Raw genomic sequence first — 17,173 nt, 5'->3', positions numbered from 1 at the left:
CTATGGCAAACGCAATAATTAATGTAACTAATTTACGGCTACGCACGTTCATTGGCTTTAATCCAGATGAACGTGAAAAAAAACAAGATGTAGTCATTAATTTAGAAATTCATTATCCGGCTGATCAAGCTTGTGAAACTGATGAAGTAGAACAAGCACTTAACTACAAGGTAATTACTAAAGAAGTAATTAGCTTAGTTGAACAGGGTCACTTTTTATTGTTAGAAAAATTAGTTGCTGAAATTCTTGCTGTTTGCCACTCGCACCCAAGTGTAAATTACGCCAAAGCCCGAGTGGATAAACCTCATGCGCTGCGCTTTGCAGACTCTGTGTCGCTAACTCTGGACTGGCACAAATAATCCAACGGCAAGGGCTATCACAGCTAAATAACGTAGCCCTTTGCCGAGTGTTACTAGCACTAAAAACATACTAAAGCGCACTTTAAACACGCCGCCAATAACAGTTAGTGGATCGCCAACAATAGGTAACCACGCAAACAGTAAGCTATATACTCCATATTTATTAAACTGCTTTTGCGCTTTTTTGAGCCCTTTTTCAGAAACTGGAAACCATTTTTTATCTTTAAAGCGTAATGCTTGTGTTCCAAGCCAATAATTAACACAACTGCCTAATACATTGCCTAAGGTTGCTGCAAACCAAATTAGCCACAAGTTAGTATTACCTTGCATTATCATCCCACCCATCAACACTTCAGACGAGCTGGGTAATAACGTAGCCGATATAAATGCTGTAAAAAATAATGTTATATAGAGCATTTTTCCCTTATGAATAAAAACTAAACCCAGCAATTAAGCTGGGTTTGAACGACTTTTTAACTTAAATCAAAACGCTTATTTTATTAAATTTAAGCTAAGGGGGTAATTAAACTCTTTACCATCGTTGGCTTTTACGCTTGCGATAACCACCATCACAAATGAAAAAATAGCGACCATAGGTAACAGTAGTAAACCAACAGCTGCAAAAATTAGTAAAAAACACACAAAGTAAGCTATAGCCATGGTAATTTGAAAGTTAAGCGCTTTTTTACCGTGTATATCAACTATAGGCATTTCATCTTTTTTAATTAGCCAGATAATAAGGGGACCTAGCACCGAGCCGAATGGCACAATAAACCCCGCTAATGCACTTAAATGACATAGCATTGCCCAGGTGCGGTCATCTTTATTGACGACTTTAATCTCTTGATTTTGTTCCATTACATTTTCCCTTTTCGTAAAACACCGTAATTTAACTGAATATACTATTACTATTTTGCGCTAATACCAAGCAGCTTTAATTGGCGGCAATTCAAATATAAAAAACCCCCAGTAATTACAATATACAACTACTGGGGGTCACTTAAAAAGCTACGCTTTTATTTTATTACTTATTTTTACCTGCTAAATCAAGCATAAATGCATAGTTAAGTGCCGTGTCCTCCAAGCGTTTAAAACGACCAGACGCACCTCCATGGCCGGCTTCCATGTCTATTTTAAATAGTAGTTTATTATCATCTGTTTTGTAGTCACGCAGCTTTGCAACCCACTTTGCTGGCTCAAAATATTGCACCTGTGAGTCGTGCAAACCTGTTGTTACTAACATATTAGGGTAGTCTTGTTTACTAACTTGATCGTACGGTGAATACGACAACATATAATCGTAATATTCTTTCTCGTTAGGGTTACCCCACTCACCATACTCGTTAGTTGTAAGCGGAATAGTCTCATCAAGCATAGTAGTAACCACATCAACAAATGGAACCGCAGCCACCATACCTTTATATAGCTCAGGCGCTTGGTTTGCCACTGCGCCCATTAATAAACCACCAGCACTGCCACCTTGGGCAAAAATTTGCTCTTTATCGCCATAACCTTGGGCTACCAATGACTTAGTAACATCTACAAAGTCGTTAAACGTGTTCTTTTTAGTGAGTAATTTACCCGCTTCGTACCACGGGCGCCCTAACATTTGCGAACCACGTACGTGGGCAATGGCAAATACAAAACCACGGTCAAGCAACGTTAATCGTGCAGAAGAAAAACTAGGATCCATTGTTGCACCATACGAACCATAGCCGTATTGCAATAATGGGTTAGTGCCATCTTTTTTAAATAGCTCTTTTCGATACACCAAACTCACCGGTACTTTTACGCCATCGCGTGCTGTGACAAAAATACGCTCAGATGCATAGTTATCCGCGTTAAAGTCACCTAATACCGTTTGTTGCTTCAATAATGTTTTTTCGCCAGTCGCCAAATTAACATCATAAGATGAACCCGGAGTGGTCATACTGGTGTAGTAAACGCGCAGCGTATCGCTTTCTAATTCGTTATTACCGTACGCATTAATTGTATATGCACTGTCGTTAAAGCTTAGTGGTAACTCTTTGCCCGATGTTAAATTACGCGCAATCAGTGTTGATTGGCCCATTTCGCGTTGTTGGTATACTAAGTAGTCATCAAATAACTCAACACCTTCAAGTTTAATATCCTCGCGCGCAGGGATCACACTTTGCCAATTCGCTTTGTCGCCGGCTTTATCAATATCGACTTTCATAAGTTGAAAGTTAACCGCATTTAAATTGGTCACAATGTAATAGGTATTGCCTAATTTGGAAATGCTGTATTCAAGGTTGGCTTCACGTTCAATTAAACGCTTTGGCTTAGCATTTACATCGTTTGCACTAAGTACTGACAAACCCGATGCATCAGTACTGCTATGCCAAATATAAATTTCTGAGCCGTCTTTGCTCTTGCTCATACCAGTGTAATAGCTCGTATCTTTTTCTTCGTATACAAGCTCATCATCGCTTTGTGGTGTACCAAGCGTATGACGATAAACTTGGTAACCGAGTAAGGTTTGCGCATCTTTTTTAATGTAATAAACAGTTTTATTATCGTTCGCCCACACAACATAACCACTGGTGCCTTCAAGCGTGTCTTCTAATAATTTACCAGTGCTTAAATCTTTAATTCTTATATTGTAAACACGGCGGCTCACCGTATCTTCACCATACGCCATTAAGTTATCATTTGGGCTGACACTCAGACCACTAACTGCAAAATAGTCATGGCCTTTAGCTAGTTCATTGACGTCTAAAATAACTTCCTGATCGGTGCCTGCAAAATCACTACTGCGTAAGTAAGTAGCATACTCGTTATCGCCGCGAGTTTGCGACGAGTAATAGTACTCTCCGTCTTTTACTGGAACAGAGTCATCATCTTTTTGAATTCGCCCTTTAAGCTCTTCAAATAAACTACTTTGCAGTGTTTTAGTATGCGCAAGCATTGCATCTGTGTAAGCATTTTCAGCCTCAAGGTAACTAATCACCTTAGTAGCTTTACGCTCATCATCACGCATCCAATAATAATCATCGATGCGAGTATCGCCATGAATTGTCATTTCATATGGCACTTTCTTCGCAATCGGCGGCATGACTTCGGTTTGAGCAGCTACATTTTCAACCTTTGCTGATTGCTCAACATCAGGGGCTTTATTACATCCCCCTAAAATAGCTAAGGATATAAAAGTAAGAACAAATGGGGTGTGTTTCATTAATTGGAATCTCTGTAGTTTTTATTTTTATTAAATATACCTAATATTTAATAGCACAGAAATTTAGTTTGTGAAGCTATGTAAAAAGGGAGCCTAGAAATTCTTTTTATATGTTTATGACTTCAGTTATCCTAACAATAACGAAGTAGCATTATATAGCCTCTTCATGCTGCTAATTAATAAGGATAAAAATGAACAACGACGTAATTAACATTTTAACAATGGCTAAAGTCATTCAAACAGCGGTTGCACCCGTTTTTTTAATTACGGGGATTGCTGCAACTCTCGGGGTATTATCAAATCGCTTGGCGCGTATTACTGACAGAGCCAGACAGTTAGAACGAAAATTAAAGGTCAGTGTTGATGAAGAATTTAACCTGTCTTTAACTACTGAGCTGAGAGCACTCCTAAAGCGTTCTCGGTGTATCCATATTGCATTTAGTTTAAGTGTCTTAAGCGCATTATTAGTATGTGCCGTGGTTATGCTTTTGTTTTTATCACACATACAATCGATTAACTTAGGTGTCACTATTGGTAGCTGCTTTGTTGGTGCCATGGCATTACTAATATGTGCATTTATGTCATTACTGGGGGAGGTGTTCTTAGCAACACGCAGTATGCGCCGAGGGATGATTTTCGCTGATATTGATATAAACGATTAATAAAAAACCCCGAGCCAATTACGCTACTCGGGGTTTCACTTATCTAAAACAGATTACTGCGCTGTATAAATTGTTTCAAGCACTTCTATTTTAGCTTCTTTAATCAAGCCTGATGCTTTTAGCTGTTTTGACGCAACTAAAATATCTTGGCCGTCATTTACAGCTAAAACAGCTATTTTGGTACCTGGGAATAAAGATACGACCTTCAAACCTGCAGCAGAAGCAACATCACTTGCACTCATTCCATCTTTTAAAAGAATAGTAATATTGCCTGATAGTGACGTTAGGTTATTAGTAAAAATGTTACGTACTAATGTTCCTTTAGTCACTATATCCGACGATGTTTCTACGCTGACTACTGTAATCTCGCCTTTTCGCATAACGACATGATCATCTGAAGCTACACTTGATGGTACTAAACGCAGATTTTTTTCAACTTTATAAGAACCAAAATCTACATTATCAAAGTTTAATTTAGCTACTTGTTTTTTAGGAAACTGAAGCTCTTTATCTGAACTAGTGTTTGCTGTTGCACCTAACGAAATACACGCAGCAGCACCTAATACGATTAATTGTTTAATTTTCATCTTTATAATCCTTACTCTTGACCTGCGTGACCAAATGCACGAAGAGATACACCTTCAAGTACACTTGCTGAGTTATTATTACTAATACCAGTAACGCCTAGGGCATTATTTGTGCCTCTACTAAATGCAAAGCTGTCGGCGCTTGTATCTAACAAACGAACTGTCCAGGTACCTTTCGTAGACTCTCCGTAGAAAGCATTTGAAAGCATCACAGCATCTTTAAGTACATAACCAACACTCCAGCCATTAGTGAAGCTATATGCAGGGAAGAACAAAGCTTGTTTAGATGAAAGTAATACACTTCGAGTACCTGCTGGCGAAGTAACCTCAATAGCTAAATCGTTACCAGCAGATGTTTGTGTCCCATTACCCAAACCGAAGCCCATTTCAGGATTGCTTACATCAAACTTAAATTGCATCGCTTCAATATTGAGCTCTTCTGTAACTACAATTTCTTGCGTTAAACCTGTAGCGCTGTTATCAGGAATTTCTAAAGCTAGTGCACTTTCAGCAACTACTGAACCAACACCATTCCAATCCGTAATTACTTGCTCACCTAATGAAGCGTCATAAGATTTAGCCATGGCAACAGCTGCACCAGCATCTACGCGACCAAAGCCATATAAATTATTAAAGCTGAAACCTGCCGCATTTTCAACCCAACCGTCATGTGCAACAAACTCACCATCTGCGGTAGTTAACTTCACAGGGGCATTTTCAGCGTCAATTGATGTACTTGTTGATGCTAAGATATGACGCACATCACGCCAAGTTAGTTCAGGATTAGCGGAAAGAATTAGCGACACTACACCTGATGCATTTGGCGCAGCAGACGATGTACCGTTAAATGTAGATGTGTAGTTACAACTTGCGTTATCTTCATTACCAGGGTAGTTGAATGGGAATTGGCTTATAGCAAACTCTTCTCCATATGCTTGAGTAAAGCTTGCAACAGCACCACTATTAAAGCCTGAGTAACCGTTGATACATGTCATCTGATCCGTTGTTACCATTGCAGGTGCCCAACGACCATATTCACCAGCTGGCGCTGAAACCATTAAGTTAGCACCTGCAGTTGAGTAGCTAGTATGCTTACCATTTGCATTTACAGCAGCAACACTTAGATAGTAAGGATGACCTTGGCTTGGCTCAAACGCACCGTTGTAACATGTTAAACCTAAGTCGTTAGCACCATTATCTTCACATAGTGAGCCTTCATCTCCGCCATCAACAAAAGAGTTACCACTCGATTTCATATTAAGTGCACCCTTACCATCTCGCAGATTTAGGTTTGGGTATGACTCAATAGCTTCATCTAGTTCTGAATAAGCAATAAATGTTGGGAAAGTTATGCCATAACTACGGTTAAATGCAGAAATATTTTCTGTTGTGCTAATGCCGCTTCCAGGGAAACCATGCACCATTAACTCAGTTTGTGGGATTTTAGCACCACCAAGGTAATTCATACCAATTAAACCAGCATCAGGAGCAACACCACGGCCACCTTTACCATTCCAACCTTTTGCAGCAATCAAACCAGCTACACTTGTACCATGATCACCACTGTTTGACATACTAGTAGGATCTGTACGGTCAGTCGCATCAGCATTTAAGTTTAAAGAACGGTTTGGTAATACATTATCTATCAGATCTTCATGGCGGATTTCCATACCTGAATCGATTACAACTGCCGTTACACCTGCCCCAGTAACACCTTGAGCATAAGCATCAACAACATTCATATCTTCACCAGCAACAAGCTCGGTCGCCTCCGATTGAGCAAAACTAGCGTTAACATCGGCTTGCGCTTGTTCTTCTGTATCGCCAAATAAGCTAACGTATAAATCAATTAGGCCTTGCTTCATCTCGTCACTGAGCGAGTAAGCTTTCTGACCAGTATTGTTTAAATGCCACTGCTCATTTGCAAGAGGGTCTCCAATAATTCCTGAAATATTAATTTTCGCAGAGGCCGTTTTACCGTTTGCAGTTACTGTGTAGTCAATAACAGCATCTTCCCCTGAGACAGGAACATATGTAAACGAGTTACCATCTACCGTTAACATGCCATGGCTAAACTTAAACACACCATCTTGCGCGGTAATTTCCTCGCCATTTTCAGTAAAGCTAAAAGTAAGTGCATCACCATCATTATCACTTGCTTTAAAATCAGCAGTAACTGGAACCCACTGTTTTAAATCAACGACTACGACATCACTTGCCTTTGGTGCAACATCAGTAACAACAGGGACTTTATTATTATTGTCATTATCGCTGCCACCACATCCTGATAACGAAATTACTATCGCTGCAGACAACGCTGACAGCTTAAAAATATTATTTTTCATAAACGCTCTTCATTGGTTATTTTTATGACATCTGAATGTACACAACCAAGCAGCAACCAGCAACACCGCGTTTACAAATATTCACAATAAACCATGAAATAATATCAGTCTGATTCAAGCCCATTAATAATATCAAAGTAATAATCTATGCATTCCCTTGAACTAAAGCCTGAGCTAAGATACAAAGATAATTAAAGAACCCTTAAAGGAGTAGAGTAAAGTGAAATTGAAGCAAGTATTTATCGGGGCGTTACTATCTACATGCGCATTTAGCGTATCTGCAAATTCTGCATTCAAAGAGCCGAGTGATGCGATTGAGTATCGCCAAGCTGCATTTTCTATGATTTCAGTTCAAATAGGCGATATGGGTGCCATGCTCAAGGGTAAAATTCCTTTTGATGCAGAGCAATTTAAGCAGCGTGCAAATAACGCAGCGGCATTGTCTAAAATGCCTTGGGAAGCTTTTTACGCAGGTACTGATAAGGGTGATACATCAGCACTTCCTGCGGTATGGTCTGAAAACGATACTTTTATGAAAAAAGCGACAGCATTTCAACAATATGCTGATGAACTTGCTGTAGCAGCTCAAACCGGTGACAAAGCTGTTATTGGTAAAGCGTTTGGTGCATGGGCTAAAGGCTGTAAAGATTGTCATAAGCAATTCAAAGACTAATATATAACTGTGTATTAAGAACAAAAATGGCGCTGTATTAGCGCCACTTTTTTTAACTAAGCAAATAACTTAAATGCTCACTTCCCCAGGTACTCATTAATAAAACTAGTAGTAGCAAAAATATAACCCATGCAACCCATGGTGACTTTGTCTCTGGCTCTGAGCTTTTTGTTGCTAGTGCTTTATTACCGGTGATCATTGCTTTGACTAATGGTTTGCCTTTAATTTTGTAAGCAATAATAGCCACAACATGCAAAATAATCGCATAAAATAAAATATCAAAATTGATATGGTGCAACCAATTGGCAAAATCAATGGTATCACTTGATACATACTGCGCTAACGGGCCATCAGTTAAAATACCATCACTGCTCATTAAACCGCTTACTAGCTGCGCTATGATCAGAATAAAAAATAATAACACCATATAGCTACCAGGTGCAGAATGGCCCGCCTCATTTGTTTTTTTGCCAGCAAAAGAAGCAAGCACCGATTTAGGAGAGTGCAGTAATACCGATATTTTTGCTGTTTTACTGCCAAATAGGCCCCATATAATTCGTGTTGAAATAAGCGCTAAAGTAAAAAAGCCAACCACAAAATGAAGTTCGATCATGCCCTCTTCTGCACTAAAATAAAGCGCAGCAATACTCAATACTAATAACCAATGAAAGCTTCTTACAAAGCCATCCCACACTTTTACCTTAAACATTGCACCTTCCCTAAAAAAAAGTATCATCTAAAACGCTAACTATTTTAGCTTCTCAATATTAAGGTATCCCGATGAGTCTTTCTACCAGTGCGCAGAGTAAAACACATGCAATCAATTAAAAAACCAGTATTAAAAGGCTTTTTAGATATGCTGCCACTGTGTTTAGCGGTTATTCCTTGGGGCATTTTATGTGGCTCGTTAGCAATACAAAATGGCTTTACCCCATTTGAAACTCAAGCCATGTCGCTACTGGTATTTGCAGGCTCGGCGCAGCTGGTTGCAATTGAGCTCATTGCTGGTAATACCCCTCTACTAACCATTCTTTTTACCACGTTTATTATTAGCTCTCGCCATTTTTTATATGGCTTGGCAGTTCGTCACAAAGTGATTGAGCAACCCATGCGATGGCGCCTGCCTGTCAGCTTTGTGTTAACTGATGAACTATTTGCTTTTTCGCACCACCCGCGCGCCTATCGTACTAAAACCCGTTTAATTTATGCATTGAGCGCAGGTTTTAGCTTTTATATTGCGTGGAATATTTGGACCCTCATTGGCATTGTAGCCGGTACTATGCTTCCAGATCTCACTAATTTAGGACTCGATTTTGCTATTGCAGCAACTTTTATTGCCTTAGTAATTCCAGGGATTAAAAACTTAGCTACTCTAGTTACAGTCATTGTTGCAGGGATCAGTGCCACTTTATTAAAAAGCACAGGCTTTGAATTATGGTTAGTATGCTCTGCGCTTCTAGCAATGAGCGCAGGTTACGCTGTTACCAGATTAGTGCAAAATAAGGGGGCCAAAAAATGATGACCACTATTTTACTAATGGCATGTATTACTTTTTTTACTCGCTATTTATTCTTACACCGCGCCTTGCCATTTAAAGTAGGGCCTAAAATGCAACAGTTTTTGAGCTTTAGTGCACCTGCGGTACTAACGGCGATTTGGGTGCCAATTGTATTTATAAATGACGAAGGTATTAATCTAAACTGGCAGAACCCTTATCTCAGTGCTGCCATAGTCGCTATTGTTGTTGCTTACAAAACGCATAATATTTACTTAACGACCTTGGCCGGTATGGGGCTATTTTTAATTTTAAATTAGCAGTAAGCGCTGTAAAAGTGACTTAGACTTTGTAGATCATCACGCAAGGGTTAGACTATGCAAAATAAACAAATAATAAGCGTATTTATATGCACCCATTCCATCAACTAAAGACTACCAGCCTACAAGGCCAGCCAATCGACTTTAAAGAGTTTGAAGGTAAAGTTGTATTAATCGTAAATACCGCAAGTGAATGTGGATTAACTTATCAATATCAGTCATTGCAAGCATTACATGAAAAGTATGCAAGCCAAGGTTTGATCATTATAGGCTTTCCATGTAACCAATTTGGTCAACAAGAGCCCGGCGACGCTGAGCAAATAGCGCAAGGTTGTTTAATAAATTACGGGGTTAGTTTTTTAATCGCAGAAAAAGTGAATGTAAATGGCCAGCATACAGATTCTGTTTTCCGCTATTTAAAGTCTGTACTACCGGGGTTTTTAACCCGAAAAATTAAGTGGAACTTCACTAAGTTTTTAGTAGCGGCAGATGGTACACCTATTAAGCGCTTTGCACCTATTACTAAACCTGAAAAACTAGAAAAAGTAATTGAAAAAGCTCTGCTTGCAGCTAAGGCTTAACCCCAAAAAACTATAAAGAGGCACAAAGCCTCTTTATTACAAACTGTAACGCTTATTTGTACTAGCGAGAGCTTAATCAATATAATCGTTTAAGTCATCTTCACCTAGATTTTTACGCAAGCGTTTTTGCTCAAGGTAATCCTCTAACTTTCTTTTCACCTTTTGCTTTTTCTTGTCGTGTTGATTACGCCCGACCATTTCGTATTCGTCTTCAACAAAATCATCATCTAGCGCATCGTAACTAAATGTCTTACCCACAACCCACTCCATAAAGTGTTTGAGACCAATTACGGATTTCTATATCGCGATAATTGGTGAAATTAAAATGTTCAACATAAATTAGCTGTACAAATTTACGTCAAAATAAAGCCACATAGCTATCCTAAATAGTCTCTGTGTCAGTATTGTGAATAAATAGCGTTAAATTTGAATTGTGGAAAGTGAGAGTTTTTTATCGTATCGATAAATTTTATTTATTAGCATTTAATTGTTGGTTATTTTGACCATATTTTAGTATTTTCAATGAGTACACTTTCGACTTTAAAGCATTCAAAAAATCTCAAGCCATTGTTTTAAAACATTAAAAATAATTGGCATCAAACTTGTTATAAGTTAATTATCATCAGCAAAAAGCAGAGAATAAACATGAAAAAATTATTATTAGTTAGCGCGATAATGTGCGCTCCAGTAGCAATGGCTCACAATACTAGCGACTCTTCAATTTCATTTAGTAACGATGAATGTAACGTTGAATTTAAGAACGATGTGCGCATCAAACCTAATGAATTAGAAATTTTTAAAGCCAATAATCAGCACATGCTATTTACCGCTGAAGGTGAGCTGTCTATCAATGGCGAGCAAGTAGCATTAAATAGTGCACAGCGCCAAGCAATGACCGACTACACAGACAATTTACGCGTGCAATTACCTGAAGTGGCCAATATTGCCCTTGAAGGGGTTAAAATTGCAGGTGTAGCATTAGAAGAGGTTGCAAATGCGTTTAATATTAACGGCCTCGATAATATTTCAGCCTTAATGGACGATATTCATCAAGAGGTTGAAAGCACCTTTTATCTGCAAGGTACTTTTGTAATGGGTCAACAAAGCTTTACTCAATTTGGTGAAAACTTTGAACAGCAGTTTGAAAAGCAAATAGAAACAGCAGTTGAATCAGCAGTAATGGAATCAATGGGCAGCATTTTAGTGGCATTGGGCTCTGAGTTAATGAGTTCAGGCGGTGACATGCAAGCATTTGAAGAGCGCATGGAAAATATGGGCGCACAAATAGAAGAAAAAGTAGAGCTGCATGCCAAAACACTTGAAAAGCGTGCAAATTCATTATGTGATGATTTTGTTGAAATAGCACAACAAGAAACGCAACTAACCGCTCAAGTTCCTGCATTAAAAGGCTATGAGCTATTTACTATTAAACAGCACTAATAGAATAATACCCCGCATTAATCTCCCTTTGCGGCATTTGCTTTTAAGCTATGCCGCATTTTGCCTTTTATACCCTATTTAAAACCATTTAACTCAAATAATAGACTGTTGAGCGGATCTACTCTTGCTGTGCAGCATTGTTTTGTGGCTTCATAGTAAAATACAAACCAAAGTATAATCTTCGCTTCGCTCTAGAATAGTTAAAATGCCACCCAAGCTGATGATTGTAAGCCCAAATTGCAAACATAATTAAACCCATCTTTTTAGATTTATATTCATGAGATGGTACGTTCCCCAGTTAGAAGCGTTTTAAAACGCAACTAACTCCAAAGTGCCTAGTAACCTAGGCACTTTTTTTATAATTTAAAAACCTCGCAACACTATTTTTATCGTTTATTTACTGCTCTTATCTGATAAATAATTAACCACCTATAAATAACATGTTAAATCTTTGAATAAAGCAAAGTTAAGCCCAACCAATACAAAATAATTTAATCTGAATAAATATTCAAAAAACTCTTTTTATAAACAGTTTAAACTCAAAAAAACCGAAAAGACCCCATATAAAAGCGACATAGCAATGAACCCAGATGAATAATTATACAAAAAATAATAAACCAGTAGTTGAACGACAAATTAATAAAACGGTTTCGGATTAAAAAAACTAATACTTCACCAGTAATTTTTATCGCTTTATTTTTAACCACCCTGCGTGCAAAATGCACATGTTTTCAACAGACACAACCATGGAGCGAATAAAATGAACCCAATTAATACACTTAACCAAACAGCCACAACTCACGTTGCCGTTAAGCCAACTAATCGCAAAGCAAAAATGCTAGCTAAACTTAACCGTTACGGAAAAAAATTAGCACTTGGCGGTGCAATTCAATACAAATAATCACCCAACCATGATTTTGTATTGTTGCAGCAAACACCCAACCTCTAATGAAGACTCTTCTTTAGCTCCTCCTGTTTGCTGCCAGCCACCTCATAGCTAAAAATCACCTTAAATCTTCATTATTTATAAAAAAAACCGCATTTACGCTCACTTTTTAAGCAAACGATCTTTTTGCTATTTACACAGACTACTCTCCTAAGTATTATCCTGCATCACGACGTGGAGAGATGGCAGAGTGGTCGAATGCACCGGTCTTGAAAACCGGCAGGGGTTTATAGCCCCTCTAGGGTTCAAATCCCTATCTCTCCACCACTTATTTTTATTAATTGGTTTTATCCCGATTAATAATACGCAGAATAATGCGTCGGAGAGGTGTCCGAGTGGCCGAAGGAGCTCCCCTGCTAAGGGAGTATAGAGTTTGTAGCTCTATCGAGGGTTCGAATCCCTCCCTCTCCACCATTACTGAATATAAGCCACTTAATTGTGGTTTTTTTGTGCCTGAATTTTAACTCCGTTAAAAACTGGGAGGGTGAGAACCCTCGACAGGGTTCGATAAAGTGTCTGGAACAGTTTCGGCCGCTGCAAGCGTCGCGTAGCGATTGATTACATGGATGTAAGCAAGTCTATCCCTCCCTCTCCACCATTACTGAATATAAGCCACTTAATTGTGGTTTTTTTGTGCCCAAAAATAAGCTTTGCCGCTAATTGGGAGGGTGAGAACCCTCGACAGGGTTCGATAAAGTGTCTGGAACAGTTTCGGCCGCTGCAAGCGTCGCGTAGCGATTGATTACATGGATGTAAGCAAGTCTATCCCTCCCTCTCCACCATTACTGAATATAAGCCACTTAATTGTGGTTTTTTTGTGCCCAAAAATAAGCTTTGCCGCTAATTGGGAGGGTGAGAACCCTCGACAGGGTTCGATAAAATGTCTGGAACAGTTTCGGCCGCTGCAAGCGTCGCGTAGCGATTGGTTACATGGATGTAAGTAAGTCTATCCCTCCCTCTCCACCATTACTGAATATAAGCCACTTAATTGTGGTTTTTTTGTGCCTAAATTTTAACAACCTATGGAGTTGTTCGTTTTGGAAGGCATACTTGACTTAGGCTATTAAATTAAACAAATTGTATGGTGTTACAACTTAGTGCATTATAAATGGTATTTTAAACCAGCTTAGGTTTAACCATGGCAAAGCTAATATTACTACTGTGTTTTTTAGGTGCCTGCACTGTCAGCATGGCAAATGAAGTGACGGTTTTTAAATGCACCATTAAAGGGGTGCCGACTTTCAGTCAAACTCCTTGCGCTAAAGACGCTAAAGTGATCACGCTTAAAAACGTCAACATTATGCAAACCAATGCATTGCAATCTGAAAACGCCCTAGTTATCGATACCTCAGTTGATGACTACCTTGAGGTGCAACAAATAGAGCGCGATATTGTGAAGCTTGAGCTTAAAATAAAGCAATACCAGCAGGAATACGCGCAAAAGAAACAGCAAGTCGGTTACATGACCCAAGATAAAGCAAATCGTTTAGGCGCTGATTCGATTGCAGATGCAATTGCTACAGAAACTGCGGTACTTAAACAAAGATTTGAACCGCAAATAAAACAAGCACAACAACAAATAACGGCACTCACTCAAAAAAAACAACAGCTTAATCAGCAGCCTTAATTACCTTTTTCACCGTAGCAATAAACGCTTGTATCTCTGACGCTGTATTGTATATGTGCGGTGAAATACGAATACCGAGTTTGCGCACATCCACACTTATGTTTGCTGCCTCCAATGCCGCTAATACGGTTTGTTGATGCTCTGCAAAATCTAAAATAGCGGTACCACTGCACTGATCTTTATCGTTTGGCGATACTAAAAAAGCCGTCAGCTGCTGCTGAAGTAACGTTAACAACGCTAAATTATGCGCTCTCACTTTATCCACACCAAACTGGGCAATATATTCAATGCTATCAGCGGCAATAACATAAGGGAGTATAGAAGGCGTACCGCCCCAAAACCTAAGTGTTTTAGCGTTATATTGAAAATGCGTAATATCAAACTCGAATGGATTTTGATGTGAAAACCAACCAACATCTTTTGGTTCACATTGCGTTATTTGCTTTGGATTTACCCATAAATAGGCCGCACCTGGCCCCCCGCATAACCACTTCACACTTGAGCCAATCATAAAATCGGCATTTAACGCCGTTAGATCGACAGGGATAACCCCTGCCGATTGCGCCACATCAATTATTGAGAGTGTATTCGTGACTTTACTAAGCGCCACAATATCGTTTAAAGGAGCTTGTACACCCGTATTAGAATAAACATGACTAACAAACACACCATCAATCTCTGGGGTTAAATATCGCTGCCATACCTGCCTATCACTTAGATCTTCATGCTCGGGGATGAAACGTATTGTTGCACATGCAGGGAGTGCTTTTTGCATTACAAACCCCATACTTGGAAAGTCGGCCTGCGCCATTAATACCGTGCACTGTGGTTTATTAAATACGGGGTGCGACATAAGCAATTTAGTTAAACCACTAGATAAGTTAACCTGAGGACAAAACTGCTCACTTGGCGCATTAAATAGCCGCCCTAATGCACCCGTAAAATTTTCTATAGCTGGTAGCCATTGCTGCCATGGCTCTTTAGCACTTTCCTGCCAAGGAGTAAAAAACTGCTCAGTAGCATTTTCTAAAGTACTTTTTAGAGGACGACCAACAGAGTGGCTTAATAAATAGCAGCCCCTTGGCATACAAAAATCATTTTTAGCCATATTAGTTAATCCACTGTTTTAGCGTATTTAAGTCATCAAAACGCGTATTAATATCGTCTCGCTTAGCTGCTGCACGTCTATCCCTTAATTTAGCTAAGGAATCTAGCAGTACCGGTAAAGGTGGTCCACTGGCAGTTACTTTGCTTATATGCTGTTGTTGCATTTGCAGTGACGGTTGGGCAATAAACTTCTCAACCAACTGATTATGATGACCGATAGCGGTGTCACCATGTAATTTACACACTTGTATAAATAGTTTGCCGTGCTTTTGAAACCACTCTGTGTGTTTATATTGCTCGGCTTTTAAGAAGTCATCCATGAAGCTTTGCATACGCATGGCCTCTCGCAATATTTGTTGATCTTCTGGCATCATATATAAAAATTTATCCACCAGCATTTGCGAGTAACTCGGCTCATTTGCACTACAAAGTCCTAGCAGCATATCAATAACATTAATGCCGGCAAAATCTCCCGCATTTGCACCACGGTAAACCTCTTTACCTACCCTGTAAGGCTTGTAATATGGGCGTACACAATTAAAAAAACGCTCGGTATCAAGTTGAGTGTACAAGGCATTATTCGACGCTATTACATCAATAAGTGCTGTTTTAACCACCTCAAGTAGTTCAGCCGTGACAGGGTGTGAAATACCTAATGGCAGTATTTTTAGTAAAGCATCACTCGCGCGCTTATACGCTAAAATACCTTGGGTGTTGTAATCTAAAAACAAGGCTTCATCATCAAGATTTGTAAACCGTTTATAGATGCCATTAATGGCTTTATTATGAGTGGTTAAATGTGCGGTGGCAAAACGAGGAGTTACTCCAATAGAAGCACCAATATGCATAGCAAGCGCCGATGCTTCTATCAGCGGTGAACTATTCTCTCTGCTTGGCTCTGTAATTTCATGTCTACGGCAAGCCGCCATGAACAAACCGACATTACCAAGTAAATCAAATGCGCTATCAAATCCTTCGTCGGTATTACCTTCAGCTAATAAATCGCTGATCAACGCATTACCTTGCTCTTTCAAGGTTTGCTTTAAGTTATCCCCGACCCCTTCAACATTTGCTTTATCATCTTGTTGCCAATACAACTCTTCTAACTGAGAGTTTAGAGCAACAAACTCAGACCTAATCCAATTATCAAATTTAGCAGTGTAAGAACTCATGACTACATCCTGTTATTATTATTTTTTAATGCTAGCAAAGATCCCAGAGGTTAAAACGCTAAAAAAAATAGTAAAAGCAGTTATTGTTAGCAATAATCACTATTACTAGACATATAATTAATAAGATTCTATAGCCATGTTAGATAATAAAGATCAGCAGCTACTCGTTGCCTTGCAATCGCAAGCCCGAATGTCGGTATCAGAATTAGCCAATACCATTAATCTCTCGGATACTCCTACTCTAAGGCGCATTAAAAAACTTGAGCAAGAACAGGTTATTATTGGTTATCACGCAGCTATTAACCCTAAGTCACTCAATCTTAATGTACTGGTTTATGCTTTTGTGCGACTGTGTCAAAACTCAGTGAGTGCTGCACAACAGTTTGAACAACATGTAGAAAAACTACCGCATGTACTTGAGTGCTCAGTGATCTCAGGCAGCCACGACTATTTATTAAAAATTATCTCTCAGGATTTAGAAAGTTATGAGCAGTTTGTAAAGCACCAACTGGGAAGCTTAAGCTGTATCGCCAACATAGAATCAACCGTTGTATTAAAGCAGTCATTTAGTAAAAAACAGTTACCACTTTAAAAAATAATACTATTTAGTACTGATTCGCTATACTGAGATTCAACTATAAAAATAATATTAAACAAGGATGC

19 protein-coding genes and 2 tRNA genes are annotated in these 17,173 nt (G+C 39.0%); 12 read left to right on the top strand and 9 right to left on the bottom strand.

The features are described from left to right. Positions 1–2: 2 nt before the first annotated feature. Positions 3–359, top strand: coding sequence for a dihydroneopterin triphosphate 2'-epimerase (folX, locus tag PUND_RS00375; RefSeq protein WP_008108994.1), 357 nt, complete (start codon positions 3–5; stop codon positions 357–359). Here the strand turns inward: folX and PUND_RS00370 are convergent. From PUND_RS00370 to PUND_RS00360, 3 genes are all read right to left on the bottom strand, one after another. Beyond that, a complete protein-coding gene (locus tag PUND_RS00370) occupies positions 336–776 on the bottom strand; it encodes a YqaA family protein (protein ID WP_010392588.1) in 441 nt (146 codons plus the stop codon). The genes folX and PUND_RS00370 overlap by 24 nt on opposite strands. Positions 777–851: 75 nt before the next feature. Continuing rightward, positions 852–1,217 (bottom strand): DUF4870 domain-containing protein, encoded by a 366-nt coding sequence (locus PUND_RS00365; RefSeq protein ID WP_010392586.1) that lies wholly within the window; start codon positions 1,215–1,217, stop codon positions 852–854. 166 nt (positions 1,218–1,383) lie between these two features. Further along, complete coding sequence (locus PUND_RS00360; protein WP_010392583.1) at positions 1,384–3,555, bottom strand: S9 family peptidase; 2,172 nt, start codon at positions 3,553–3,555, stop codon at positions 1,384–1,386. A 191-nt stretch (positions 3,556–3,746) separates the two neighbouring features. Between PUND_RS00360 and PUND_RS00355 the strand changes: the two genes are divergently transcribed. Further along, entirely contained in the window at positions 3,747–4,217 is a 471-nt protein-coding gene (locus PUND_RS00355) for a DUF2721 domain-containing protein (RefSeq protein ID WP_010392582.1), read from the top strand. A gap of 53 nt (positions 4,218–4,270) precedes the next feature. Here PUND_RS00355 and PUND_RS00350 read toward each other — a convergent pair whose 3' ends face one another. Together PUND_RS00350 and PUND_RS00345 are read right to left on the bottom strand one after the other, a co-directional pair. Next, positions 4,271–4,804, bottom strand: coding sequence for a S8 family serine peptidase (locus PUND_RS00350; protein WP_010392580.1), 534 nt, complete (start codon positions 4,802–4,804; stop codon positions 4,271–4,273). A gap of 11 nt (positions 4,805–4,815) precedes the next feature. Continuing rightward, entirely contained in the window at positions 4,816–7,149 is a 2,334-nt protein-coding gene (locus PUND_RS00345) for a S8 family serine peptidase (protein WP_010392578.1), read from the bottom strand. A 220-nt stretch (positions 7,150–7,369) separates the two neighbouring features. Here PUND_RS00345 and PUND_RS00340 point away from each other — a divergent pair, with 220 nt between their 5' ends. Further along, positions 7,370–7,822 (top strand): c-type cytochrome, encoded by a 453-nt coding sequence (locus tag PUND_RS00340; RefSeq protein WP_010392576.1) that lies wholly within the window; start codon positions 7,370–7,372, stop codon positions 7,820–7,822. Between the two features lie 52 nt (positions 7,823–7,874). Here PUND_RS00340 and PUND_RS00335 read toward each other — a convergent pair whose 3' ends face one another. Further along, positions 7,875–8,531, bottom strand: a complete 657-nt coding sequence (locus tag PUND_RS00335; RefSeq protein WP_010392573.1) for a cytochrome b/b6 domain-containing protein — start codon at positions 8,529–8,531, stop codon at positions 7,875–7,877. A 105-nt stretch (positions 8,532–8,636) separates the two neighbouring features. On the opposite strand from PUND_RS00335, the gene PUND_RS00330 reads away from it, so the two are divergent. The 3 genes from PUND_RS00330 (at position 8,637) to PUND_RS00320 (ending at position 10,218) form a co-directional block, all read left to right on the top strand. Then, positions 8,637–9,341, top strand: a complete 705-nt coding sequence (locus PUND_RS00330; protein WP_010392571.1) for an AzlC family ABC transporter permease — start codon at positions 8,637–8,639, stop codon at positions 9,339–9,341. Further along, on the top strand, positions 9,338–9,637 hold the full coding sequence (locus tag PUND_RS00325) for an AzlD domain-containing protein (RefSeq protein ID WP_008108977.1): 300 nt from the start codon (positions 9,338–9,340) through the stop codon (positions 9,635–9,637). The genes PUND_RS00330 and PUND_RS00325 overlap by 4 nt, the downstream gene beginning before the upstream one ends. 89 nt (positions 9,638–9,726) lie before the next feature. Beyond that, on the top strand, positions 9,727–10,218 hold the full coding sequence (locus PUND_RS00320) for a glutathione peroxidase (protein WP_010392568.1): 492 nt from the start codon (positions 9,727–9,729) through the stop codon (positions 10,216–10,218). 72 nt (positions 10,219–10,290) lie between these two features. On the opposite strand, the gene PUND_RS00315 is transcribed toward PUND_RS00320, so the two are convergent. Continuing rightward, on the bottom strand, positions 10,291–10,476 hold the full coding sequence (locus PUND_RS00315; protein WP_008108975.1) for a PA3496 family putative envelope integrity protein: 186 nt from the start codon (positions 10,474–10,476) through the stop codon (positions 10,291–10,293). Between the two features lie 387 nt (positions 10,477–10,863). Here PUND_RS00315 and PUND_RS00310 point away from each other — a divergent pair, with 387 nt between their 5' ends. The 5 genes from PUND_RS00310 to PUND_RS00290 all read left to right on the top strand — a co-directional run bounded on the left by PUND_RS00310 (position 10,864) and on the right by PUND_RS00290 (position 14,231). After that, the gene (locus PUND_RS00310; RefSeq protein WP_010392565.1) at positions 10,864–11,658 is read left to right on the top strand and encodes a YggN family protein; all 795 of its coding nucleotides are present in this window, start codon (positions 10,864–10,866) and stop codon (positions 11,656–11,658) included. A gap of 760 nt (positions 11,659–12,418) precedes the next feature. Beyond that, positions 12,419–12,559, top strand: a complete 141-nt coding sequence (locus tag PUND_RS00305) for a hypothetical protein (RefSeq protein ID WP_010392563.1) — start codon at positions 12,419–12,421, stop codon at positions 12,557–12,559. Positions 12,560–12,780: 221 nt separating this feature from the next. Further along, positions 12,781–12,871, top strand: a tRNA-Ser gene (locus PUND_RS00300). Positions 12,872–12,925: 54 nt separating this feature from the next. Further along, positions 12,926–13,018: transfer RNA gene (locus PUND_RS00295), tRNA-Ser, on the top strand. 724 nt (positions 13,019–13,742) lie between these two features. Further along, complete coding sequence (locus PUND_RS00290; protein ID WP_010392562.1) at positions 13,743–14,231, top strand: RNA-binding protein; 489 nt, start codon at positions 13,743–13,745, stop codon at positions 14,229–14,231. On the opposite strand, the gene PUND_RS00285 is transcribed toward PUND_RS00290, so the two are convergent. Then, positions 14,215–15,339 carry an aminotransferase class V-fold PLP-dependent enzyme gene (locus PUND_RS00285; protein ID WP_010392560.1) on the bottom strand — a complete coding sequence of 375 codons (1,125 nt, stop codon included), beginning with the start codon at positions 15,337–15,339 and terminating at the stop codon, positions 14,215–14,217. The genes PUND_RS00290 and PUND_RS00285 overlap by 17 nt on opposite strands. 1 nt (position 15,340) lies before the next feature. Next, a complete protein-coding gene (locus PUND_RS00280) occupies positions 15,341–16,510 on the bottom strand; it encodes a PrnB family protein (protein WP_010392558.1) in 1,170 nt (389 codons plus the stop codon). Positions 16,511–16,646: 136 nt separating this feature from the next. Here PUND_RS00280 and PUND_RS00275 point away from each other — a divergent pair, with 136 nt between their 5' ends. Continuing rightward, positions 16,647–17,102: an Lrp/AsnC family transcriptional regulator gene (locus PUND_RS00275; protein ID WP_010392556.1), complete on the top strand. Its 456-nt coding sequence runs from the start codon at positions 16,647–16,649 to the stop codon at positions 17,100–17,102. Positions 17,103–17,173 lie beyond the last annotated feature (71 nt).

Origin of the sequence: Pseudoalteromonas undina, from assembly GCF_000238275.3 — a bacterium.
Classification (GTDB): domain Bacteria; phylum Pseudomonadota; class Gammaproteobacteria; order Enterobacterales; family Alteromonadaceae; genus Pseudoalteromonas; species Pseudoalteromonas undina.
Note: the sequence above shows the minus strand (reverse complement) of the source record. Positions and strands in the feature narration are given on the sequence as shown.